The following is a 23,770-nucleotide window of genomic DNA, read 5'->3' as shown; positions in this document are numbered from 1 at the left end:
GAGTTACTTGTTGGCGCCGAGCTCGATCGGCACACCGACGAGGGAGCCGTACTCGGTCCACGAACCGTCGTAGTTCTTGACGTTCTCCTGGCCGAGCAGCTGGTGCAGCACGAACCAGGTCAGGGCGGAGCGCTCACCGATGCGGCAGTACGCGATGGTGTCCTTCGACAGGTCGACCTGCTCGTCCTCGTAGAGGGCCTTGAGCTCGTCGTCCGACTTGAAGGTGCCGTCGTCGTTGGCGTTCTTCGACCACGGGATGTTGCGCGCGGTCGGGACGTGGCCCGGACGCTGCGACTGCTCCTGCGGGAGGTGCGCCGGGGCGAGCAGCTTGCCGCTGAACTCGTCGGGCGAACGCACGTCGACCAGGTTCTGGTTGCCGATCGCCGCCAGGACTTCGTCGCGGTAGGCGCGGATCGACCGGTCCTGCGCCTGGGCCTTGTACTGGGTGGCCGGACGGGACGGGATCTGGTCGCCGTCGACCAGGGCGCGGGAGTCGAGCTCCCACTTCTTGCGGCCGCCGTCGAGCAGGCGGACGTCCTGGTGACCATAGAGCTTGAAGTACCAGAACGCGTAGGACGCGAACCAGTTGTTGTTGCCGCCGTAGAGCACGACCGTGGTGTCGTTGCCGATGCCCTTCTCGGACAGGAGCTTCTCGAAGCCGGCCTGGTCGATGAAGTCACGGCGGACCGGGTCCTGGAGGTCCTTGGTCCAGTCGATCCGGATCGCGTTCTTGATGTGGTTCTTCTCGTACGCCGAGGTGTCCTCGTCGACCTCGACAAGAGCAACCTTCGGGTCGTCGATGTGGGCCTCGACCCAGTCGGCGTCTACGAGGACGTCACTGCGGCTCATTCTTTTCTCCTCCGGGGCAGTCTGCGGCGAGATGGTGCGGATGTACGGGGGCGCATTTCTGCGCGTACACACATGCACGGAAATGGGCCCTGACAACGATCGAAGGGCCGGGGGAATGCGGGATACGACGATCCCGCTCAGACAGTGCGACAGAGCATGGCGGCGACGCGGCACAGGTCTACTGCCCGCCGCTTCGTGAGATCCGCCTGGCCCCGCTGACGGAGGCCGCTGATAGAGCACTGCATGGAACCGATCGTAGGGACGTACGGGCGGACATGTCACCGGCGTGTCGCATCTTGAGACGCGATCGTCCGCAATGCGGGACGGTCGAGCGATCGCGGTGCCTCCGGGACCCGCACCGGGAGGAGCGCGCCGCTCGGTCATCTGCGGATCGGACGGGCCCGTCTCACTATGTGGAGCAGTGGCGGTGGAATGCTCTACCCAGCCTGCACGCGGTTCGGCTATCCGGCGAGCCGGATGTCCGAACCCGTCACCGAGATCTCCAGACCGTCCTTCGTCGGCTCGATCCGCTCCAGCTTCAGCCCGCTCGGCAGGGCGCCGATCTCCCGCTCGAAATCGGTCTTCCCGCGCACCAGGCCTTCGAGTCCGGGGATTCCCTCGCCCGGCACCTTGTCCGCGTGCACCCGCACGGTGCGGCCGTCGACAAGGGTGACGGTGGAGGTCACGCTGCGCGTGAGGGTGCGGCCGAGGACGTCGATGGCGCCGGTCACCTTCACCTTGCCGTTGCCGCCGTACTCGACGACGACGCCGTCGTCGGCCGCGTGCGTCAGATCCTCGTACGAGATGGTCGCCGTGCCCGTGGCCCGGGCGGCGGTGGCGCTGGAGAAGCCGTCGGCCAGCGTGACGTCGTGGAGTTCGGCGTTCATCTCGCTGATCCGGATCCTGCGCCCGCCGGCGGCGGTCTCGATGCCGGTGAGCTTGATGTCGACCTGGTCGAGTGCCGATCCGGCGACCTGGGTCAGAAAGGGGAAACCCCTGATGGAGACGTCCGTCGAGTCGACCGTGCCCCCGACGACCTCGACCCGGCCCGCCGCCTCGGACTCGGCGAAGTACACCGCGGCCCGGTCGACGACGAGGAAGATGCCCCCCAGGACCACCACGATGACCAGCAGTGTTCGCAGTGCACGCATGCCCGTTCTTCCCCCACCCTGCGTCCGCCCGGACCCCCTGGCGCCCGTGAGCCTGCTGCGGCTGCACGGCACGCCCGGGGTGATCGACGAGCCGGGGCCCCTCCGCGGTTCCCGGTCCGCGGCGAGTCCCGCGGGTCAGGAGACCGCGTGGCCGATCAGATACACGGCGGGGGCCGCGGCGGTGAGCGGCAGCGCCACCCCGGCCGTCATGTGCACAAAACGTGACGGGTAGTCGTAGCTCGCCACCCGCAGCCCGATCAGCGCGCAGCCACCGGCCGCGAACCCGAGGAAGGCGCCCTTCGCGCCGAGGTCGGTGAGCCCGCCGACCGCGACACCGCCAACCGTGGCCGCGAGCAGCGCCACCGCGACCGAGGCGGGTCCGGGCAGCGGCAGCGCCCGGGCGAGCACGGCGACCGCGACAGCCACACAGCCTGCCGTCACGGCGTCCGGCGCCGCCGCGAGATGCCCGGCGGCGAGGATCGCCAGGGCGGCCGAGGCGACGGTGGCCATCAGCCCGTACATCCGCTCGTCGGCGCCCGCGTGGCTGCGCAGTTGCAGGACGACGGTGAGCAGCACCCAGATGCCGAGGGTGCCGAGGATCGCCGCCGGGGCGTTCTCCCGGCCCGCGATGAGCAGCACGACATCGGCGACGAACCCGCCGGCGAAAGCGAGCGCGATGCCCTGCCGGGCGGGCCACATGCCGTTGAGCCGGAACCAGCCGGCAGCGGTCACGGCCTGGAGGAGCACCAGCGGCACGAAGAGCGCGTACTGTCCGATCGCGGCACCGAGGGCGAGCAGCAGCCCGAGCCCCGCGGTGATCGCCGCCGGCTGCATCCCCGGCGCGATGATCGGCGAACGGCCCTCGGCGCGGGCGCGCTGGGCGTCGGTGATGCGGCTGTTGCCCAGGGTGGTGGGCGCGCTGTAGCCGGAGGCGTCGCGCGCGGCCGCCGCGTCCGGGGCCGGGGCGGCGGCCGGGACCTCGGGGGGCAGCGGGTACGAGCCGGAGGCGCCCTGCGGGATCGGATATCCGGCGGGGCCGGTGGCGGCCGCGACGGGCTGCTGCGGCGCCTGCGGCGGGTGCGGCTGCTCGTACTGAGGCTGCTCGTACTGGGGCTCCTGGTACTGAGGCTGCTCGTACTGCTGGGCGTAGGGCTGGGCGTAGGGCTGCTCGTACTGAGGCTGCTGGTACTGAGGCTGCTCGTACTGCTGGGCGTAGGGCTGCTCGTACTGCTGCGGCTGCTCGTACTGGGGCTGCTGCGGCTGCGGTGTCGACGGGACGGCCGGCTGGTACTGGGTGTCCCAGGTCTGGCCCTCCCAGGTCTGTACGACCCCGGGGTCCTGGAACGCCTGGTTCGGGTCGTACGGGACCTGCTGCCCGTACGGCTGCGGTTCCTGGCCGTTTCCGTATCCGTTGCCGTACCCGTGACCGGTCCCGGGCTCCTGTCCGTACGGATACTGCTGATCTCTGTTGCTCATGTGCTGTGGTTCACCCTCCTGCGAACGGCGGGAGCACCTCGACCGTGCCGCCCTCGGCAAGGCGTACGGTCTCATGGCTGCGCGTACCCACGGGGTCACCGTCGATCAGGAATGAGCACCGTTGCAGCACTCGGGTGAGCTCACCGGGGTGCCGCTCGCGCACCGCGTCGAGCGCCTCGGCGAGCGTCGCGGCTGCGTACGGCTCCTCCGCGGTCCCGGCGGCGGCCTTGGCGGCGGCCCAGTAGCGGATGGTTCCCGCTGGCATGGCGACGCTCCCTTCGTCTCGTGTCAGCTGTCCATGATGAATCACTCCGCCACCGCCCAGTCCGCGATCCGGGTGAGCAAGCTCTCGTCCGCCGCGCTCTCGGCGTGCCCCATGCCGCGCCGCAGCCACAGTTCCGCACCGCCCTGTGCCGCGTCGGCCAGCATGCGGGGGTGGTCGAGCGGGAAGTAGGGGTCCTGGTCGCCGTGCACGATGAGCAGCGGCGCCGGGGCGATCAGCGGGACCGCCTCGACCGGGGAGAGCGGCACGGGGTCCCATTCCCTGCGGTCGATCCGGGTGCGGAAGGCGTACCGGCCGACGAGCCGGCCGGTGGGACGGGTCACCACCCAGTGCAGGCGCCGCATCGGGGCCGTACCCCGGTAGTACCAACGGGCGGGAGCACTCACAGCCACCACCGCGTCCGCGTGCGCTTCGATCCGCCCCCTGCGCTCGGGAACCGGAGGAGCGGGCTGTGCCGTGTCCGGAGTCCCGGGAGCCGTGTACAGCGCCCCGTGCCGGAGCACCACGGACCCGCCCATCGAGAACCCGACCGTCACCACCCGCCGGTGTCCGAGCGAGCGCGCCCACGCCACCGCGGCCGCCAGATCCAGCACCTCACGGTCACCGACCGTCGACCGGCCACCGGAACCTCCGTGTCCCCGGAAGGAGAACGTGATCACGGCAGCACGCTGGGCGAACACCGCCGCCGCGCGGCGCACGGGGGGCCGGTCCAGCGAACCGGTGAATCCGTGCGCGACCACGATCGCCGGGCCGGCATCCCCGGCATCGGCGCCGGGGGCGGCACCCGTCGTACACGGTTCGTACACCGCCTCGATCGGCAGCCCGTCATCCGTCCGCAAGGTGGTGCGCCGGGCTCCCGGCGTGATCAAGCAAACAGAAGAACTGCGAAACGAACTCTCGGACACAGAACTCATGTGGGCTATTCTGCTGGGAAGAGGATCCGGGCAATGCAGCCCCCGGGTCCTTTTGTGCTTTACACGCGTTGTTACGACGACGTTTCGACAAGCTCAGCGGTCCCAGGGCGCGGGAACGCACCGTTAAAAAACGTATGACAATCGTCGTACGGCAGCAGCACGACACACGTACGAAGAAGTGCCGCAGATCTCCCCCGGGCCCCACCCGGGAGTGCCCCTCTCGCAGGGAACGAGGAGGACCGACGTAATGGGCGAGCAAGGCAAGCACATCGTGCACGATCACCGACCGACGACCCGGGCAGGTGGGCGGCGATGAGTTCACTGCTGCTTCTGACCAACGCTCTTCAGCCGTCGACGGAGGTGCTTCCCGCCCTCGGCCTCCTGCTGCACAGCGTGCGAGTGGCCCCCGCCGAGGGACCGGCTCTCGTCGACACTCCGGGTGCCGACGTCATCCTGGTCGACGGCCGCCGCGACCTGCCGCAGGTGCGGTCGCTGTGCCAGCTGCTGCGGTCCACCGGACCTGGCTGTCCGCTGATACTCGTCGTGACGGAGGGCGGTCTCGCAGCCGTCACCGCCGACTGGGGCATCGACGACGTGCTGCTGGACACCGCGGGACCAGCCGAGGTCGAGGCCCGGCTGCGGCTGGCCACCGGCCGGCAGCAGCTCACCTCCGACGACTCCCCGATGGAGATCCGCAGCGGTGATCTCTCGGTCGACGAGGCGGCCTACAGCGCAAAGCTGAAAGGCCGGGTCCTCGACCTGACCTTCAAGGAATTCGAACTGCTCAAGTACCTCGCACAGCACCCGGGCCGCGTCTTCACCCGCGCCCAGCTGCTGCAGGAGGTCTGGGGCTACGACTACTTCGGCGGTACCCGGACGGTCGACGTCCATGTCCGGCGGCTGCGCGCCAAGCTCGGCCCCGAGCACGAGTCGCTGATCGGCACGGTCCGCAACGTCGGCTACCGCTTCGTCGCACCGGAGAAGGGGGAGCGCGCCGCCAAGGGGGCGAAGTCCCAGGCGGCGAAGTCCCAGGCGGCAAAGGCGGCCGCCGAACCACCCACCCGTTCGGAGCAGTCCTCCGTGGCCGAGATCGTGGAAGATGCCCCGGTCCGGCCTGCCGGCAGGTAGGTCCATCCGCGTAGACTGCCGCGCGTGGCCAAGGTGACGCGAGACGATGTGGCGAGACTGGCGGGGACGTCGACCGCGGTGGTCAGCTACGTCATCAACAACGGACCCCGGCCGGTTGCCCCGGCCACGCGCGAGCGGGTACTCGCCGCGATCAAGAACCTGGGCTACCGGCCCGACCGCGTCGCCCAGGCGATGGCCTCGCGGCGGACCGACCTCATAGGGATGATCGTTCCGGACGCCCGCCAGCCCTTCTTCGCGGAAATGGCGCACGCGGTCGAGCAGGCTGCCGCCGAGCGCGGAAAAATGGTTCTCGTCGGCAACTCCGACTACCGCGACGAGCGCGAGGTCCACTATCTCCGCGCCTTCCTCGGTATGCGCGTCTCCGGACTGATCCTGGTCAGCCAGGGCCCCAGCGAGCGGGCCGCGGCCGAGGTGGAGGCATGGGACGCCCGGGTCGTGCTGCTGCACGAGCGGCCCGAGGCGATCGACGACGTCGCGGTCGTCACCGACGACATCGGCGGCGCTCAGCTCGCCACCCGGCACCTCCTCGAACACGGCAACGCGTACGTGGCGTGCCTCGGCGGCATGGAGTCCACCCCGGCGGTCGGCGACCCGGTCGCGGACCACGTCGAGGGCTGGCGACGGGCGATGCACGAGTCGGGGCGCTCCACGGAGGGGCGCCTTTTCCAGGCCCCGTACAACCGCTACGACGCCTACCGGGTTGCGCTCGCACTGCTCGCCGGTCCGGACCGGCCCCCGGCGATCTTCTGCTCGACGGACGACCAGGCCATCGGGGTGCTCCGGGCCGCGCGCGAACTGCGGATCGATGTGCCCGGGGAGCTCGCGGTGGCGGGCTTCGACGACGTGAAGGAAGCGGGGCTGACCGATCCGCCGCTGACGACGGTCTTCTCGGACCGCCCGGCCATGGCCCGGGCCGCGGTTGATCTGGTGCTCGACGACTCGCTGCGGGTCTCGGGCTCGCGACGGGAGCGGCTGAAGCAGTTCCCGTCGGCGCTGGTGGTGCGGCGCTCGTGCGGGTGCGGGGAGCCGGCGGCCCAGGGCCGGTAGACGGGACATTTCCCCGGGCCGGGGCGCTCGCCTTCCGCCCACCCGTACGACGTTCCCGGTCGGCCTTATATGGGGCATACACGGTTCTGTCGGGCTTCTCAGGGCACGCTCAGGGTTCTCTCATGTTCGCTGGACACAGTCATAGACATGACTGAGAGCCAGCGCCCGAGCGGCGAGCACCCGACGCACCCCTCGTACGGCAACGACGACGCGGCCTACCCGCCGCCGCCCTCGTACCGGCCGGCGCAGCCGATCGCTGCGGGCCCCGGGGCGACCGTGTGGCCCGGCAGCGGCGGCGCCGACGGTCACAGCGGGGGCGGTGACGACGGCCACGGCGACTTCCACGGGCTGCCGCAGCCCGCACCCGAGCCGCCCGCGCGCGGCAGGCGTCGGGTCGGACGGCCGGTCGCCCTCCTGACGGCCGTGGCCGTCGCGGCGGCGGTCGTCGGTGGTGCCACCGCCACCGTCATCGGTCAGTTCTCCGACTCCGGTTCCGGCGGCAGTGGCGGCAGCAGTGCGGTCAGCGGCACGACCGTCTCGCAGAGCAGCGCAGGCACCGTCGCCGGAGTGGCGCAAGCGGTGTCGCCGACGATCGTCGAGATCGTCGCGAGCTCGAACGCGGGCCAGTCCACCGGGTCCGGCGTGATCATCACCTCCGACGGCGAGATCGTCACCAACAACCATGTCATCGCGGACGCCTCGACGATCAAGGTGACGCTGAGCACCGGCAGGACGTACACCGCGAAGGTCGTCGGCACGGATGCCGACAAGGACCTCGCGCTCATCAAGCTGGTGGGGGCGAGCGGGCTGAAGACGGCCACGCTCGGCGACTCCTCCTCGCTCAAGGTCGGTGACCAGGTCGTCGCGATCGGCTCGCCCGAGGGCCTCACCGGCACCGTCACCAGCGGCATCGTCTCCGCGCTGGATCGCGATGTCACCGTCGCCAAGGACAGCGGCAGCGGCAACAGCAGCGGTCAGGGACAGCAGGGCTGGGGCCGCGGCGTCTGGCCGTTCGAGTTCGGCGGGCAGCAGTTCAACGGCGACACCGGCGACTCCACCACCACCTACAAGGCCATCCAGACCGACGCCTCGCTCAACCCCGGCAACTCCGGCGGTGCGCTCATCAATATGAACGGCGAGATCATCGGCATCAACTCCGCGATGTACTCCGCGAGTTCGTCCGACGGCTCGAGCAGCTCCGGCGCGGGCAGCGTCGGCCTCGGCTTCGCCATCCCGGTGAACACGCTCAAGGCCGACCTGGACACCCTGCGGTCCGGCAACAACTCCTGAGGAGATCAGCCATGAACCACCCTTCCGACACCCCCACCGGCCCGGCCGCCCTCGCGCTGCCACTGATGCTCGCGACGGAGTTCGCCGCCGCGGCGCGGCGCTCGCCGGAGGTCCGTGCGACCACCCGCAGCACCGGCCGGAAGCGCCGCGCCGCCCGCCGCAGTGCGACAGTCGTGCGAGGCTGAGACGACAGCACCACGGCAGCAGAGAGAAAAGGACGACGAGCAATGAGCCCCGCCGAAGACGATCCGCAACGCATCCTGATCGTCGACGACGAGCCCGCCGTGCGCGAGGCCCTGAAGCGCAGTCTCGCGTTCGAGGGTTACGACACCGAGGTCGCCGTCGACGGACTCGACGCCCTCGCCAGGGCCGAGTCGTACGCCCCCGATCTGATCGTCCTCGACATCCAGATGCCGCGGATGGACGGTCTGACCGCCGCCCGCCGCCTCCGTGCCACCGGCACCACCACGCCCATCCTGATGCTCACCGCCCGCGACACCGTCGGCGACCGGGTCACCGGACTCGATGCCGGGGCCGACGACTACCTGGTCAAGCCCTTCGAACTGGACGAGCTCTTCGCCCGCATCCGGGCCCTGCTGCGCCGCAGCTCCTACGCGGCCGCGGCAGGCGGCGTCCCCGACGACAATGTGCTGGCCTTCGCCGACCTGCGGATGAACCTCGCCACCCGCGAGGTCACCCGCGGCTCGCGCCGCGTCGAGCTGACCCGGACCGAATTCACGCTCCTGGAGATGTTCCTGGCCCACCCGCGCCAGGTACTGACCCGCGAGCAGATCCTGAAGGCGGTCTGGGGCTTCGACTTCGAACCGAGCTCCAACTCCCTGGACGTGTACGTGATGTACCTGCGCCGCAAGACGGAAGCGGGCGGCGAACCGCGGCTCGTGCACACGGTGCGGGGCGTGGGGTACGCGCTGCGGGCCGACGGGGGTGAGGGGTGACAGGCCCCGTGCAGCGGTTCCGCGCCCTACCGCTCCGCTCCCGGCTGGCGATGCTGGTCGCGACCGCGGTGGCGTTCGCGGTGGCCGCAGTGGCTCTGGCCTGCTGGCTGACCACGCGGGACCGGCTGATCGAGCAGCTCGACAGCGGTCTGCGGCAGGTCACTGTCGACCGGCAGAGTGTCGAGGATCTCAACGCGGCCTGCCTGCAGGGGCTGCCGCTGAACAACAACCCCGGGCCGGAGATCCCCTACACCATCCAGGTGGTGACACCGACAAGCACGAAGCCGTGCACCTGGCCGGGCAAGTCCGCGATTCCGGTGCAGTCCGCCGACCGGGCCGTCGCAGCCGGGGAGCGGCAGGACGCGGTGCACACCACCAGGGCGAAGGACGGCGCCAGGATGCGCGTCTACACCTCGCAGGTCCACATCGGCCCGCTGGTCCGGCCCGGCCTCGCCGTCTCCGTGGCGGTGCCCATGGATCAGGTCACCCACCCCCTCAACCAGCTCGCCTTCGTCCTCCTCATCGTCTCCGGCATCGGCGTCATCGGTGCGGCCGCCGCCGGTCTCTGGGTCGCCCGCACCGGCCTGCGCCCCGTCGACGAGCTCACCGACGCCGTCGAGCATGTCGCCCGCACCGAGGACCTCTCGCTCCGCATCCCCGTCGAGGGCGAGGACGAGATCGCCCGGCTGTCCCGCTCCTTCAACTCGATGACCGCCTCCCTCGCCACCTCCCGGGACCGGCAGGCGCAGCTGATCGCGGACGCCGGGCACGAGCTGCGGACCCCGCTGACCTCCCTGCGTACGAACGTGGAACTGCTCGCCCGCAGCGACGAGACGGGCCGCCCCATCCCGCCCGACGACCGCAGGGCGCTGATGAAATCGGTGACCGCGCAGATGACGGAGCTGGCGTCGCTCATCGGCGACCTCCAGGAACTGGCCCGCCCGGACGCGGCCCAGCCCGGCCCGCTCCAAGTCGTCGGCCTGCACGACATCGCCTCCGCCGCGCTGGAGCGGGCACGGCTCCGCGGCCCCGAGCTGACCATCACCGCGGACCTCGAACCCTGGTACGTCAGGGCCGAGCCGGCAGCGCTGGAGCGGGCAGTCGTCAATGTCCTCGACAACGCGGTGAAGTTCAGCCCGCAGCACGGCACGGTCGCCGTGGCCCTGCGCGGCGGCGAGCTGACCGTGGTGGACCAGGGCCCCGGCATCCCGGCCGAGGAGCTCCCGTACGTCTTCGAACGCTTCTGGCGCTCCCCCTCCGCCCGCCAGCTGCCGGGCTCGGGGCTGGGCCTGTCGATCGTGGCGCGCACGGTCCAGCAGGCGGGCGGCGAGGTCGCGCTGCACCCGTCGCCGGGCGGCGGCACGAAGGCCTCGATCCGTCTGCCGGGCGCACCGCAGCCGCCGCCGGAGAGCTCCTGAGCCGTCCCCGGCGTCCGGTCAGGCCCCGGGGTTGTCGAGGGTCGGTGACGTGGCCTGGCGTACTGCGGCCACCGTGCTCGCTTCCAGTGCCGCGACACCGGCTTGGCTCTCCGGCCCCAGCCCGTGGCGTGCGGCGACCCATGAGGCGTCGTTCCAGGTCACCCAGGTGACCCCGTTGGCGTCCTGCCAGGCCAGCGCCTTCGCCGGAAGGTCGATGCCGGCGGTCTGCTTGTCCTGCATCAGGTGCGTGCCGCCCTCGGGCTTGCCGAAGATGAGCAGTTCCGTCGGACGGAGTTCCAGCCCGGCACGGGCGGCGTGGTCCGCATGGTCGATCCGCGCGAACACATGGAAGCCCGCTGCGGTGATCGCGTCCTGAAGCCGGTCGATCGTCTCGCGGACAGGCCTGGTGCCGGCCACGGTGACCAGGCCCTTGTCTGCATCTTCAGTCATTCTTGCGACCATAGGCCAGGCTTTTTCGGATCCCCCGATGACACCAGGGCGGTGGGCCATCCGGCCCACCGCCGCGCTCACTCACCCGCGTACGGGCACTGCGTGTCCGTCAGGACCTACTGAACGACCGTGATCCGGTCCGTGACCGGCGGGGCCAGCGGCGCCGCCGCCGACGAGTGCGCCGACAGGTACGCGTTGAACAGGTCCAGGTCGGAGGGGCCGACCAGCTTGTCGGTGCCCTGGCCGAGTGCCGCGAAGCCGTCGCCGCCGCCCGCGAGGAACTCGTTCATCGCGACGCGGTACGTCTTGGCCGGGTCGATCGCCGCACCGTTCAGCTTGATCGTGTCGACGACGACGCGAGCCGCGCCGGTCTTCGTCATGTCCAGCGTGTAGGTGAGCCCCTTGGACACCTGAAGGATCTTCGGGCTGGCCTCGTTGGAGCCGCTGACCTGCTGCTGGAGTGCGGTGATCAGCTGGGCGCCGGTCAGGTCGACGACGTTCATCATGTTGGTGAAGGGCTGCACGGTGAACGCCTCCCCGTACGTCACCACCCCGTCGGACTTGCCGTCGGCGGACGCGTACACCAGATCCGCGCGGATACCGCCCGGGTTCATGAAGGCGACGACCGCCCCGCCCTTGTCCTCCGGGGCCAGGCCCTCCAGCTGGGCGTCCGCGATCACGTTGCCGAGCGGCTTCTCGAAGGCCGTGGAGCCGCGGCCGTTGATGTCGGCGGAGATGTAGCCCTGCGGCCTGTTCGCGATGGGGGCCGCGAGGGTGTTCCAGCGGGCGATCAGGGCCGTCATGTCAGTGGCCCTGGGCTGATCCCGGGTGACGATGTGGTTCGCCGAGGTCGGGTTCGAGGAGTTCGACGACTTCACCGACGTACGCACGATGTCCTGGGTGCGGCGGTCGTACGTGAGGGTCGTGTCCGTGTACAGCTTGCCGAACGACGAGGCCGAGGTGACCAGGCGCGGGTTGCCCGCCGGGTCCGGCACGGTGCACACGTACGCCTGGTGCGTGTGGCCCGTGACCAGCGCGTCGACCTTCGGGCTGATGCCCTTGGCTATGTCCACGATCGGCCCGGAGATGCCGTCGCCGGCGCCGGGGCTGTCGCAGTCGTAGTCGTACGAGGAGGAGGCGGGGGCCCCGCCCTCGTGGATGAGCGCGACGATGGACTTCACGCCCTGGCGGTCGAGCTCCTTGGCGTACTTGTTGACCGTCTCGATCTCGTCGTGGAACTTCAGGCCCTTGACGCCGTTGGCGGTGACGATGTTCGGCGTGCCCTCCAGGGTCACCCCGATGAAGCCGATCTTGACACCGTTCTTCTGCCACACCGTGTACGGCTTGAGGACCGGCCTGCCGGTCTTCTCGTCCGTCACATTGGCGGCGAGATACGGGAAGTCGGCGCCCTGGAACGTCGTGCCCTTCTCGTAGCACCCCTCGACCGGGTGGCAGCCGCCGTTCTGCAGACGGGCCAGCTCGGTGGCGCCCTCGTCGAACTCGTGATTGCCGACCGTCGTCACGTCGAGGTCGATCTTGTTGAGCGCCTCGATGGTCGGCTCGTCGTGGAAGAGACCGGACAGCAGCGGGCTCGCGCCCACCATGTCACCACCGGCCGCGGTGATGGAGTAGGGGTGGCCCTGGCGCGCGGTGCGCAGCGAGGACGCGAGGTACTCGACACCGCCGGCCGGAATCCCCTTCGGCGTACCGTCGGCCTGCTTCTCGGTGACCGTGCCGGCCGACCCGGCCGGCGGCTCCAGGTTGCCGTGCAGGTCGTTGAAGGAGAGCAGCTGGACGTCGACGGTGTGGGCGGGCTCGTGGTGCCCTTGGCCTTGATCGCGGTTCTGGGCATCGGCCGGCATTGCGGCGACGAGCGCCCCGACGGTGGCCAGCCCGGCCGCGGCGGCGAGCACTCGCCTCGACGCACGGTTCTTGTGCGGTGTCGCTGACATCGGTCCCCTTGTGAATTCAGCGGGAGGGTTCGGCCGCAGCCTAGAGTCAACGCGCGTAGCGCGACAGGTGTCCCGAGTTACGAACTGATTGCCTTGCGGTCAGTAAGGGCGTCTATCACCGCACTTCACCCCTCTGGCACTCATATGCAGGCAGGAACGTCCCGGCCCACAGGCCACCGCAGTCCGGCACGCCAGGGCCGACGGGCCGGGGCCGGCCGACGGCCGCGCCCACCCCGCGAAGGCGGTCCGACCCGCACCGCACACCGCCGATCGAGGCCGCAACGCCCCGCTGGCGCCGCTCCCCGCCGTACGCTCGTACGCATGACGACTGATGTACCCCTCCCCGCTCCGGGACGCGAGATCCAGACGCTCGAGGCGCTCTCTCCCGACCAGGCCGGAGCCGTCCTCGATCTGCTCGGCGAGGCAGCCCGCGCCGACGGCAGGCCCGCGGTCTCCGAGCAGGGGCGACTGCAACTGCGGGGCGGGCGCCGGGAGGGCGTACGGCACCTTCTGCTCACCAGCTCGGGAACCCTCGTCGGCTACGCGCAGCTCGAGGACACCGACCCCGTCGAGGCGCCCGCCGCCGAGCTCGTCGTGCATCCCGCGTACCGCGGGCAGGGACACGGGCGTGCGCTGGGCGCCGCGCTGCTCGCCGCGACCGGGAAGCGGCTGCGCGTATGGGCGCACGGCGGGAAGTCCGCCGCCCGCCATCTCGCCCAGGTCCTGGGCCTCTCCCTCTTCCGCGAGCTCCGCCAGCTGCGCCGCACGCTGAGCCCACTGGACATCCCTGAGCCCGTACTGCCGCCGGGCGTCACCGTCCGTACCTTTGTGCCCGGCCAGGACGACGCCGCCTGGCTCGCCGTGAACAGTGCCGCATTTGCCCACCACCCCGAGCAGGGATCGCTCACCCAGCGCGACCTGGACGACCGCAAGGGCGAGCCCTGGTTCGACCCGAAGGGGTTCTTCCTGGCCGAGCGCGAGACCGAGGGCGGGACCGAGCTGGTCGGCTTCCACTGGACGAAGGTGCACGCCGAGGAGCAACTCGGCGAGGTGTACGTCGTCGGCATCCGGCCGGACGCGCAGGGCGGCGGTCTCGGCAAGGCGCTCACCGCGATCGGGCTGCGCCACCTCGCCGCCGAAGGGCTGCCGACCGCGATGCTCTACGTCGACGCGGACAACGTGGCGGCCCTGGCCGTGTACGAGCGGATGGGCTTCGCCACCCATGAGGTGGATCTGATGTACCGCGCGGAGTCCTGAGCCCGCACAACGCCCCCCGGGGCGGCGTCGCTTGACGCCGCCCCCTCTTTCCGGCACGCTTTCACTACTCAATTAGTGAAAGGGGTGAACATGGCAGAGTCCGCAGCGGTCGAGTTCCGCATCGACCGGCGCAGCGGCGTCGCCACGTACCTCCAGATCGTCCAGCAGACCAAACAGGCCCTCCGCCTCGGACTGCTGGAGCCCGGCGACCGGCTGCCCACCGCTCGCGAGGTCGTCGAGGCCACCGCCATCAATCCGAACACCGTGCTCAAGGCCTACCGCGAACTGGAGCGCGAGGGTCTCGTCGAGGCCCGGCGCGGGATGGGCACATTCGTGCGCCGGACCCTCGGGACCACGGCCACCACGGACACACCCCTGCGGGGAGAGCTCACCGACTGGGCCCGCCGGGCCCGCACGGCGGGGCTGGAGCGCGACGACATGGCCGCGCTCTTCACCGCCGTACTGGACAGCACGTACAAGGGGGACGACCGCACATGACAGGCGCTGCGATCGAGGCGACCGGCCTCGGCATGACGTACGGGCGCAAAAGCGGTGGCTGGGCGCTGCGCGACTGCTCGTTCCGGCTGCCCGCGGGGCGCGTGTGCGCGCTCGTCGGGCCCAACGGCGCCGGTAAGTCCACCCTGCTCTCCCTCGCCGCGGGGTTCCTGCGGCCGGTCGAGGGAACCCTGCGGATCCTGGACGCCACGCCCGCCGAGGCGCGGACCCGGATGGCCTTCGTGGCCCAGGACAAGCCGCTCTACCCGCAGTTGACGGTCGCCGAGACGCTCTGGGCGGGCGCCGAGCTGAACCCCGCCACCTGGGACCCGGCCACCGCCGAACACGTCATCGGGGACCTCCCGAGGGACGCCAGGGTCCGTACGCTCTCCGGCGGCCAGCGCACCCGCCTCGCGCTCGCCCTCGCGCTCGGCAAGCGCGCCGAACTGCTGCTGCTCGACGAGCCGATGGCCGACCTCGACCCGCTCGTCCGGCACCAGCTGATGGGCGTCCTGATGGCGGAGGCCGCCGAGCACGCCACCACCATCGTGATGTCCTCGCACATCCTCACCGAGCTGGAGAGCGCCTGCGACTACCTCCTGCTCGTCGACGGCGGCCGGGTCCGTCTCGGCGGCGAGACCGAGGACGTCCTCGGCGCACACGCCCTGCTCACGGGTCCGGTACGGGACCTGGCACCGCACACCGTCGTCGAGTCCCGCACGACGGGGCGGCGGCTGACCGCACTGGTACGGAGGCAGGGACCCGTGGACACCACCGTATGGGAGGCCTCGGAGCCCTCGCTGGAGGAGCTGCTACTGGCGCATCTGCGGTCCCCACAGGCGCCTGCTCTGCTGACGCCGAGCGCCGAGGCCGGCCGGGAGGTGGCTGCCGTATGAGCACGATCGCTCTGCGCGGACCGGCCCGCGTCGTCATGACCCAGCACCGGCGGGCCCTGCAGATCCTCGCCGCACTCCCCGTCCTGGCCATCGCCGTCCTGGTCGGCACCTGGCTGTGGACCGACCATGTCGCGGACGCCTTCGCCGCGACGGGCTGCTCGGTCGAGCACACCGTGCCCAGCTGCGGCGACACGGTGAGGGACTTCCTCGACCGCCAATTGTGGATGAGGGACGTCCTCAACTGGTCCGGCCTGCTGATGATGGTCCTCCCCGCGTTCACCGGGATCTTCGTGGCAGGCCCGGTGATCGCCCGTGAACTGGAGAGCGGCACCTACCAGGTGGCGTGGTCCCAGTCCGTGACACCCGCCCGCTGGCTCGCCGCCAAACTCGCCGTGCCCGCCGTCGTGACGCTGGCCTCCGTCTCCGTGCTGTCGGCCGTCTGCGCCTGGGCGCAGACACGGGAGAACGCGATACACCACCCGTCGGGACGGTACTCCCGTGAGGTGTACGGCTCGATCGGGACCGTCCCCGTCGGCTACGCCCTGTGCATGCTGGCTCTCGGCGCACTCGCCGGGCTGCTGCTGCGGCGCACCGTCGCCGCGATGGTCGTGACCGTGATCGGATACGGCGCGCTGGTGGTGGCCCTGAACGCCGTGCGCATGGATCTGTGGCCCACGCTGACAGCCACGTTCAAGCCGACAAGCGACTACCGGTTCCCCGACGGGGCCGTCGATACCGGACATGGCTGGGTGACCAGCAGCGGCGAACGGCTGCCCGACGAGGCATGCCTGAGCGGGCTCACCGACCTCAAGCAATGCCTGGCCGACAAGGACATCACCCACTTCTCCATCGACTACCACCCCGCCTCGCACTTCTGGCCGCTCCAGCTGGTCGAGACGGGCATCCTGCTCGTCCTCGCCGCCGCTGCCGTCGCCCTCGCCTTCCGGGTGCTGCGCCGACGCCACGGCTGATCCGCCCCGATCGTCGGGGTCCGGGCCGCAGAGGGGGCGGCCCGGACCCCGCACACGCAGCGCGACACCGCAACCCGCACCGCACACCGCTTCCTGCACGTCATGTCGCCGTTACCGCCCATTCAGACGCGCTTGCGACCCTCTCAGGATGCAGCCAGCTGTGCCGACCCCCCGCAATGGGAGAGATTCCGGCAAAGACCCCGGGTTTTCCGCGATCTCCGCCCCTTCCGACGCGCCCCAGAAGCCTTTCGCGCGGAACAATAGGGCCATGAGCCAGTTGCCCAGCTCCGAGGTCCCGGTCCAGCCCGCCGCGCAGCCGTCGGTCGGCTCTCTCGCCGCGCACCGGCCCCATGCCGTCGCATCCCCGAATTACGCGGGAGCCGGTCTCTCCATGGCCGCCGACCTCGATCCCGACCTCGACGCCGACGTGGACGTGTACGAACCCGACGTCGACGGCAGCGAGCTGCCGCAGGGCCGCTTCCTGGACCGGGAGCGCAGTTGGCTCGCATTCAACGAACGGGTGCTGGAGCTCGCCGAGGACCCGGCGACACCCCTCCTCGAACGAGCGAATTTCCTCGCCATCTTCGCCTCTAACCTGGACGAGTTCTTCATGGTCCGGGTGGCCGGCCTCAAGCGCCGTATCGCCACCGGCGTCGCCACCCGCTCCGCGTCCGGTCTGCAGCCCCGCGAGGTCCTCGACCTGATCTGGACCCGGTCCCGCGAACTCATGGCCCGGCACGCCGCCTGCTACCAGCAGGACATCGCGCCCGCACTGACCGACGAGGGCATCCAGCTGATCCGCTGGCCGGAGCTGACCGAGAAGGAACAGGCCCGCCTGTTCACCTTCTTCCGGCAGCGGGTCTTCCCCGTACTGACACCGCTGGCCGTCGACCCGGCGCACCCCTTCCCGTACATCTCGGGCCTCTCGCTCAACCTCGCGGTCGTCGTACGCAACCCGGTCAGCGGCCACCGCCACTTCGCCCGCGTCAAGGTGCCGCCGCTGCTGACCCGGTTCCTGGAGGCATCGCCGCAGCGTTACGTGCCCATCGAGGACGTCATCGCGGCGCATCTGGAAGAGCTCTTCCCGGGCATGGAAGTCCTCGACCACCACATGTTCCGGGTCACCCGGAACGAGGACCTCGAAGTCGAGGAGGACGACGCCGAGAACCTGCTCAAGGCCCTGGAGAAGGAACTCATGCGGCGTCGCTTCGGCCCGCCGGTACGCCTGGAGGTCGAGGAGTCCATCGACCCGTACGTGCTCGACCTGCTGGTCCGCGAGCTGAAGGTGTCCGACGCCGAGGTCTACCCGCTGCCCGGACCGCTCGACCTCACCGGGCTGTTCGGCATCGCGTCACTGGACCGCCCGGAGCTGAAGTACCCCAGGTTCATCGCGGGCACCCACCGCGATCTCGCCGAGGTCGAGTCCTCCTCGGCGCCCGACATCTTCGCCGCGCTGCGCGAACGCGACGTACTGCTGCACCACCCGTACGACTCGTTCTCCACCTCCGTGCAGGCGTTCCTGGAGCAGGCCGCCGCCGACCCCGACGTTCTCGCCATCAAGCAGACGCTGTACCGGACCTCGGGCGAATCCCCGATAGTGGAAGCCCTGATCGACGCCGCCGAATCCGGCAAGCAGGTCCTCGTACTCGTCGAGATCAAGGCCCGCTTCGACGAGCAGGCCAACATCAAGTGGGCACGCAAGCTGGAGGAGTCCGGCTGCCATGTGGTGTACGGCCTCGTCGGCCTGAAGACCCACTGCAAGCTCTCGCTCGTCGTCCGCCAGGAGGGCGACACGCTGCGCCGCTACTCCCATGTCGGCACCGGCAACTACCACCCCAAGACGGCCCGGCTGTACGAGGACCTCGGCCTGCTGACCGCCGACCCGCAAGTCGGCGCGGACCTCTCCGACCTCTTCAACCGGCTCTCCGGCTACTCCCGCCGCGAGACGTACCGCCGCCTCCTCGTCGCCCCCAAGTCCCTGCGCGACGGGCTGATCTCCCGGATAAACAAGGAAATCGCGCACCAGCGGGCCGGACGCCCCGCCTACGTACGGTTCAAGGTCAACTCGATGGTCGACGAAGCGATCATCGACGCCTGCTACCGGGCCGCGATGGCGGGCGTGCCGGTGGACATCTGGGTACGCGGCATCTGCGCGATCCGCCCCGGCGTCACCGGCCTCTCCGAGAACATCCGGGTCCGCTCGATACTGGGCCGCTTCCTCGAACACTCCCGAATCTTCTCGTTCGGCAACGGCGGCGAACCCGAAGTGTGGTTCGGCAGCGCCGACATGATGCACCGCAACCTCGACCGCCGGATCGAAGCACTGGTCCGGGTCACCGACCCCGCCCACCGTGCCGCGCTCAGCCGACTCCTGGAGACCGGTATGGCCGACACCACCTCCTCCTGGCACCTCGGTCCCGACGGGAACTGGAACCGGCACGCCACGGACGCGGACGGCCAGCCGCTGCGGCACGTACAGGAAATGCTCATTGACGCCCGGAGGCGCCGGCGTGCGACGCCCTGACCACCAGACGACGACCCGGACGGACGTGTCCGCGGGCGCAGTCCTCGCCCCCTACCTGCAGGAACAGGCCGCGAACTTCCTTCGCAGCCTGCGCCTGCACCGCGAGAACAGCGCCCCCACGGACGCCGGGACACTCGCCGCCGAGCAGGCCGCCGGTGCACTGCGCCGCTCGGCCCGCCGCATCAGCGGCACCCTGCACACCTTCCGGTCGGCGCTCGAACCCGGCTGGGCCGAGCAGCTCCGTACGGAACTGGCCTGGCTCTCCGGCACGCTGGCCCGCGAGCACGCGTACGCGACCCGGCTGACCCGGCTCGTCGAAGCGCTGCACGTTCTGTCCGGCACCTCGCCGCCCCGCACCCAGTGGACCGCCTCCGGCATCGATCTCGATCTCACCCAGCACGACGCCGCGCAGGCCAAGGAACGCGCCGCACTCGGCGTCGGTGCGGCCAGGGCAGGGGCGCTTCTCGAACGGCAGCTCACCCTCGCCAGGACCCGCGCCCACTCGGCGGCCCTCCAGGCGCTCGGCTCGTCCCGGTTCCACGCGGTCGCCGACGCGGTCGCCCTGCTCGCCTCCGAGGTCCCGCTCTCCGCCGCGGCCACGGCCCCGGCCGCCGAGATGCTGCACGGGCCCGCGGACCGGGCCGAGCAGCGGCTGCTCGGTGCGGTGGCCGCGCTCCCGTCCGACGACACGGTCGAGCCGTACAACGAGGCGCACGACGCGCCCTGGCACCAGGCCCGCCTTCTGCTGCGACTGCACCGGTACGCCCACGAGGTGGTACGCGGCGCCCCCGACCCGGTCCTGGCTGCCCCCGGACACGCGCTCGACCTGCACCGGGACGCGGCGGAGGCAGCCGCGGCAGCGGCATCGGCGGCCCGTACGCCGAGGATCGCGCCGGCCACCGCCTACGCCCTGGGGGTGCTCCACGCCGACCAGCGGCACGAGGTGGAGGCGGCCCGCGGGGCGTTCCGGGAGACCTGGCCGTACACGACAGCGGCTGTGACCACGCCATGAGCGGCGGGATCGTCCAGGCCGCGGGGTGTGTGCTGTGGCGCCGGTCGGAGCACTCCGGGGAGCTCGAGATCTGCCTGGTCCATCGGCCCCGTTACGACGACTGGTCACATCCGAAGGGCAAGCTCAAGCGCGGCGAGCCGGCCATCGACGCCGCCGTGCGCGAGGTTCTGGAGGAGACCGGCCACCACTGCGCACCGGGGCCCCCGCTGCCCACGGTCCGGTATCTCGCGAACGGCCGCCCCAAGGAAGTCCTGTACTGGGCGGCCGAGGCGACGGACGGCGTGTTCGTCCCCAGCGACGAGGTGGACCGCATTGTCTGGCTCCCCCCGGAAGCGGCCCGCACCCACCTGACCCAGCCCCGCGACCGCGACCTGCTGGACGCGCTGCTGATCAGCGGATGAGGGGTTGCCCCGGCGGGCGGTGCGGTTCTCGTCCCCGGGTCCGGGGTGACCGGTTCCGTCCTCAATCGCCGGACAGGCTTGATTTTCGGCGCCGTGCCCCGGGGCGCCGCCGCGCTGTCCGGTGGCGGGGCGGGTGGGGCCCCTCCGGGGCGTCTCCTCAGGACTGGCGCGGAAGCCGGCAACGCGGACGAACCCGGCACGTACGCCAGCCCCTGCGGGGACTCCCCTGCACGGCCCCACCCAGGCATCACCCGCGCCCGCGACCCGGAGACACACCGGGCCGCAGACGCGCGACGGCCGGTCCGGGGCCGTGCAGGGGAGTCCCCGCAGGGCGACGAACAAAGACCCGGGCTCCCTCGCGTACCCGCCGAACGTTCGTCGCCCGAGGAGACACCCCGGAGGGGCCCCGGACCACCACCCACCCGACAAGGCGACGGCACCACCAGGAACCAGACGCACACCCCAAGCCCGTCCGGCGCTTGAGGACGGAACCGCCCACCCCCGTGGGCCCGGACCCGCCGGACACGGCACGCCCGCACACCCAAGCCCGCCCCGCGCTTGAGGACGGAACCGCCCACCCCCGTGGGCCCGGACCCGCCGGACACGGCACGCCCGCACACCCAGCCCGACCCGCGCTTGAGGACGGAACCGCCCACCCCCGTGGGCCCGGACCCGCCGGACACGGCACGCCCGCACACCCAGCCCGCCCCGCGCTTGAGGACAAAGACGGCGGCCACTTTCGGGCGCCGGCCATACGAAGTTGTCTCGCTGCCCCCAAGGGGGCACTGCGCACAGGTGCGGGCCCACTACCCTTGAGGGGTGACTATTCGCCTGTACGACACCAGCGCCCGGCAGATCCGTGACTTCGTCCCGCTCACAGCGGGCTGTGTCTCGATCTACCTCTGTGGCGCGACCGTCCAGGCCGCCCCGCACATCGGGCACATCCGGTCCGGGCTGAACTTCGACATCATGCGCCGCTGGTTCGCCTACCGCGGCTACGACGTCACGTTCATCCGGAACGTCACCGACATCGACGACAAGATCATCGGGAAGTCGTCCGAGCAGGGCCGCCCCTGGTGGTCGATCGGGTACGAGAACGAGCGCGCGTTCAACGACGGCTACGACGCGCTCGGCTGCCTCCCGCCCACCTACGAACCGCGCGCCACCGGCCACATCACCGAGATGGTCGAGATGATGCGCGGCCTGATCGAGCGCGGTCATGCCTACGAGGCCGACGGCAACGTCTACTTCGACGTGCGGTCGTTCCCCGGCTACCTGGAGCTCTCCAACCAGGACCTGGACGACCTGCGCCAGCCGTCCGGCGAGGGCGAGACCGGCAAGCGCGACCAGCGCGACTTCGCGATGTGGAAGGCGACCAAGCCGGGCGAGCCCAGCTGGGAGACCCCGTGGGGCCGCGGCCGCCCCGGCTGGCACCTGGAGTGCTCCGCCATGGCGCACAAGTACCTCGGCACCGCCTTCGACATCCACGGCGGCGGCATCGACCTGATCTTCCCGCACCACGAGAACGAGATCGCCCAGGCGAAGGCCTACGGCGACGAGTTCGCGAAGTACTGGGTGCACAACGGCTGGGTCACCATGTCCGGCGAGAAGATGTCGAAGTCGCTCGGCAACTCGGTGCTCGTCAGCGAGATGGTCAAGGCGTGGCGCCCCATCGTGCTCCGCTACTACCTCGGCACCCCGCACTACCGGTCGATGATCGAGTACAGCGAGGAGGCGCTGCGCGAGGCGGAGTCCGCGTTCGCACGGATCGAGGGCTTCATCCAGCGGGTCATCGAGAAGGCCGGCGGCGAGGTCGTCGCCGCCTCCGAGGTGCCGCCCGCGTTCGCCGAGGCGATGGACGACGACCTGGGCGTTCCGCAGGCGCTCGCGATCGTCCACACCACCGTCCGGCAGGGCAACTCCGCGCTCGCCGCCGACGACAAGGAAGCGGCCGTCGCCAGGCTCGCGGAGGTCCGCGCGATGCTCGGCGTCCTCGGCCTCGACCCGCTCGACGAACACTGGGCGGGGGAGAGCGACCGCGGCGAGGATCTGCACGGGGTCGTCGACTCGCTCGTACGCCTCGTCCTGGACCAGCGCCAGTCGGCTCGCGACCGCAAGGACTGGCCCGCCGCTGACGCCATCCGGGACCAGCTCAACCAGTCGGGCCTCGTCATCGAGGACAGTCCGACGGGCCCACGGTGGACGCTCGGCCCGCGCCAGTAGGCCGTCCGTGTGCCGCCCGGCGTTCCGGGCGGCACACTTTCATTACGTACGCACGTCTGAAGCAACGAAACAGGTAGGTCATGGCCGGGAACAGCCAGCGCAGGAACCGCCGCACGTCCAACAAGAAGGGCATGCAGGTCGGCAGCGGTGGGCAGCGTCGCCGTGGCCTGGAAGGCAAGGGGCCGACGCCGCCCGCCTCCGCCCGCAAGGGGCACAAGAAGAACCGGGTGGCGAACGCCCAGGCCCGACAGGCCGCTGCCCGCCGACCCGCCCCGCGGCGCGGTGGCGCCAAGGGCACGTCCGAGATGGTCGTGGGCCGCAACCCGGTCTACGAGGCGCTGCGCGACGGCGTCCCGGCGACCACTCTGTACGTCCAGCAGTACATCGACAACGACGAGCGGGTGCGCGACGCGCTCCAGCTCGCCGCCCAGCGCGGCAACATCAACCTGATGGAGGCGCCGCGCCCCGAGCTCGACCGGATGACGAACGGCCTGAACCACCAGGGCCTCGTCCTGCAGGTCCCGCCGTACGAGTACGCGCACCCGGAGGACCTCACCGCTGCCGCGTACGACAACGGCGAGGACCCGCTGATCGTCGCCCTCGACGGCGTCACCGACCCGCGCAACCTCGGTGCGGTCGTCCGCTCCGTCTCCGCGTTCGGCGGCCACGGCGTCGTCGTGCCGGAGCGCCGTGCGGCCGGGATGACGGCGGGCGCCTGGAAGTCCTCGGCGGGCACGGCGGCCCGTACGCCGGTCTCCCGGGTGACGAATCTGACCCGCGCCCTGGAGGGCTACCAGAAGGCCGGCATCACGGTCGTCGGCCTCGCCGCGGACGGCGAGCACACCGTCCAGGACCTGGAGGCGCTCAGCGGCCCCGTCGTCATCGTCATCGGCAGCGAGGGCAAGGGCCTGGGCCGTCTGGTCGGCGAGACCTGCGACTACCTCGTCCGGATCCCGATGCCGGGCGGCGCGGAGTCGCTGAACGCCGGCGTCGCCGCGGGCATCGTGCTGTACGAGGCGGCCCGGCGCCGCGTCTGACCGGGGCGGCTCCCGGACG

At 71.0% G+C, this 23,770-nt stretch carries 23 protein-coding genes; 15 read left to right on the top strand and 8 right to left on the bottom strand.

Annotated elements, in window-relative coordinates; genetic code table 11:
• Nucleotides 1-3 precede the first annotated feature (3 nt).
• From AB0N06_RS15155 to AB0N06_RS15130, 6 genes are all read right to left on the bottom strand, one after another.
• Nucleotides 4-849, bottom strand: a complete 846-nt coding sequence (locus AB0N06_RS15155) for a sulfurtransferase (RefSeq protein WP_366135134.1) — start codon at nt 847-849, stop codon at nt 4-6.
• A gap of 137 nt (nt 850-986) precedes the next feature.
• Nucleotides 987-1,094 (bottom strand): putative leader peptide, encoded by a 108-nt coding sequence (locus tag AB0N06_RS15150; RefSeq protein ID WP_351392369.1) that lies wholly within the window; start codon nt 1,092-1,094, stop codon nt 987-989.
• Nucleotides 1,095-1,310: 216 nt separating this feature from the next.
• A complete protein-coding gene (locus tag AB0N06_RS15145) occupies nt 1,311-2,000 on the bottom strand; it encodes a DUF2993 domain-containing protein (protein ID WP_366135133.1) in 690 nt (229 codons plus the stop codon).
• Nucleotides 2,001-2,135: 135 nt separating this feature from the next.
• Nucleotides 2,136-3,476, bottom strand: a complete 1,341-nt coding sequence (locus AB0N06_RS15140) for a hypothetical protein (RefSeq protein ID WP_366135132.1) — start codon at nt 3,474-3,476, stop codon at nt 2,136-2,138.
• Nucleotides 3,477-3,486: 10 nt separating this feature from the next.
• Nucleotides 3,487-3,741 (bottom strand): MoaD/ThiS family protein, encoded by a 255-nt coding sequence (locus AB0N06_RS15135; protein ID WP_030925031.1) that lies wholly within the window; start codon nt 3,739-3,741, stop codon nt 3,487-3,489.
• Nucleotides 3,742-3,782: 41 nt separating this feature from the next.
• Entirely contained in the window at nt 3,783-4,673 is an 891-nt protein-coding gene (locus tag AB0N06_RS15130; protein WP_366135131.1) for an alpha/beta fold hydrolase, read from the bottom strand.
• A 312-nt stretch (nt 4,674-4,985) separates the two neighbouring features.
• Here AB0N06_RS15130 and AB0N06_RS15125 point away from each other — a divergent pair, with 312 nt between their 5' ends.
• From AB0N06_RS15125 to AB0N06_RS15100, 6 genes are all read left to right on the top strand, one after another.
• A complete protein-coding gene (locus AB0N06_RS15125; protein ID WP_366135130.1) occupies nt 4,986-5,801 on the top strand; it encodes a response regulator transcription factor in 816 nt (271 codons plus the stop codon).
• Nucleotides 5,802-5,825: 24 nt separating this feature from the next.
• Nucleotides 5,826-6,869 carry a LacI family DNA-binding transcriptional regulator gene (locus AB0N06_RS15120; protein ID WP_366135129.1) on the top strand — a complete coding sequence of 348 codons (1,044 nt, stop codon included), beginning with the start codon at nt 5,826-5,828 and terminating at the stop codon, nt 6,867-6,869.
• 147 nt (nt 6,870-7,016) lie between these two features.
• Nucleotides 7,017-8,159 carry a trypsin-like peptidase domain-containing protein gene (locus AB0N06_RS15115; RefSeq protein WP_366135128.1) on the top strand — a complete coding sequence of 381 codons (1,143 nt, stop codon included), beginning with the start codon at nt 7,017-7,019 and terminating at the stop codon, nt 8,157-8,159.
• An 11-nt stretch (nt 8,160-8,170) separates the two neighbouring features.
• Nucleotides 8,171-8,344 (top strand): hypothetical protein, encoded by a 174-nt coding sequence (locus AB0N06_RS15110; RefSeq protein ID WP_366135127.1) that lies wholly within the window; start codon nt 8,171-8,173, stop codon nt 8,342-8,344.
• A gap of 42 nt (nt 8,345-8,386) precedes the next feature.
• On the top strand, nt 8,387-9,115 hold the full coding sequence (locus tag AB0N06_RS15105; protein ID WP_366135126.1) for a response regulator transcription factor: 729 nt from the start codon (nt 8,387-8,389) through the stop codon (nt 9,113-9,115).
• Nucleotides 9,112-10,533 (top strand): HAMP domain-containing sensor histidine kinase, encoded by a 1,422-nt coding sequence (locus AB0N06_RS15100; protein WP_366135125.1) that lies wholly within the window; start codon nt 9,112-9,114, stop codon nt 10,531-10,533. The genes AB0N06_RS15105 and AB0N06_RS15100 overlap by 4 nt, the downstream gene beginning before the upstream one ends.
• Nucleotides 10,534-10,551: 18 nt before the next feature.
• Here AB0N06_RS15100 and AB0N06_RS15095 read toward each other — a convergent pair whose 3' ends face one another.
• Together AB0N06_RS15095 and AB0N06_RS15090 are read right to left on the bottom strand one after the other, a co-directional pair.
• Nucleotides 10,552-10,983 (bottom strand): DUF302 domain-containing protein, encoded by a 432-nt coding sequence (locus AB0N06_RS15095; protein WP_366135124.1) that lies wholly within the window; start codon nt 10,981-10,983, stop codon nt 10,552-10,554.
• A 116-nt stretch (nt 10,984-11,099) separates the two neighbouring features.
• Complete coding sequence (locus tag AB0N06_RS15090) at nt 11,100-12,935, bottom strand: bifunctional metallophosphatase/5'-nucleotidase (RefSeq protein WP_366135123.1); 1,836 nt, start codon at nt 12,933-12,935, stop codon at nt 11,100-11,102.
• Between the two features lie 321 nt (nt 12,936-13,256).
• Between AB0N06_RS15090 and mshD the strand changes: the two genes are divergently transcribed.
• From mshD to rlmB, 9 genes are all read left to right on the top strand, one after another.
• Entirely contained in the window at nt 13,257-14,192 is a 936-nt protein-coding gene (gene mshD / locus AB0N06_RS15085) for a mycothiol synthase (protein WP_366135122.1), read from the top strand.
• A gap of 90 nt (nt 14,193-14,282) precedes the next feature.
• Nucleotides 14,283-14,690: a GntR family transcriptional regulator gene (locus tag AB0N06_RS15080; RefSeq protein WP_037695823.1), complete on the top strand. Its 408-nt coding sequence runs from the start codon at nt 14,283-14,285 to the stop codon at nt 14,688-14,690.
• Nucleotides 14,687-15,583 (top strand): ABC transporter ATP-binding protein, encoded by an 897-nt coding sequence (locus tag AB0N06_RS15075; protein ID WP_366135121.1) that lies wholly within the window; start codon nt 14,687-14,689, stop codon nt 15,581-15,583. Before AB0N06_RS15080 ends, AB0N06_RS15075 begins: the two co-directional genes overlap by 4 nt.
• A complete protein-coding gene (locus tag AB0N06_RS15070; protein ID WP_366135120.1) occupies nt 15,580-16,554 on the top strand; it encodes an ABC transporter permease subunit in 975 nt (324 codons plus the stop codon). Before AB0N06_RS15075 ends, AB0N06_RS15070 begins: the two co-directional genes overlap by 4 nt.
• A gap of 268 nt (nt 16,555-16,822) precedes the next feature.
• Nucleotides 16,823-19,078 (top strand): RNA degradosome polyphosphate kinase, encoded by a 2,256-nt coding sequence (locus tag AB0N06_RS15065; protein ID WP_366135119.1) that lies wholly within the window; start codon nt 16,823-16,825, stop codon nt 19,076-19,078.
• Nucleotides 19,065-20,090, top strand: a complete 1,026-nt coding sequence (locus tag AB0N06_RS15060) for a CHAD domain-containing protein (RefSeq protein WP_366135118.1) — start codon at nt 19,065-19,067, stop codon at nt 20,088-20,090. The genes AB0N06_RS15065 and AB0N06_RS15060 overlap by 14 nt, the downstream gene beginning before the upstream one ends.
• Nucleotides 20,087-20,491 carry an NUDIX hydrolase gene (locus AB0N06_RS15055; RefSeq protein WP_366135117.1) on the top strand — a complete coding sequence of 135 codons (405 nt, stop codon included), beginning with the start codon at nt 20,087-20,089 and terminating at the stop codon, nt 20,489-20,491. The genes AB0N06_RS15060 and AB0N06_RS15055 overlap by 4 nt, the downstream gene beginning before the upstream one ends.
• 819 nt (nt 20,492-21,310) lie before the next feature.
• Complete coding sequence (gene cysS, locus AB0N06_RS15050; protein WP_366135116.1) at nt 21,311-22,714, top strand: cysteine--tRNA ligase; 1,404 nt, start codon at nt 21,311-21,313, stop codon at nt 22,712-22,714.
• A gap of 80 nt (nt 22,715-22,794) precedes the next feature.
• The gene (rlmB, locus tag AB0N06_RS15045) at nt 22,795-23,751 is read left to right on the top strand and encodes a 23S rRNA (guanosine(2251)-2'-O)-methyltransferase RlmB (RefSeq protein ID WP_366135115.1); all 957 of its coding nucleotides are present in this window, start codon (nt 22,795-22,797) and stop codon (nt 23,749-23,751) included.
• Nucleotides 23,752-23,770: the final 19 nt, after the last annotated feature.

The organism is Streptomyces sp. NPDC051020 (assembly GCF_040683105.1).
GTDB lineage: Bacteria > Actinomycetota > Actinomycetes > Streptomycetales > Streptomycetaceae > Streptomyces.
The sequence above is the reverse complement of the archived record's forward strand: the minus strand, read 5'-3'. Positions and strand labels throughout refer to the sequence as shown.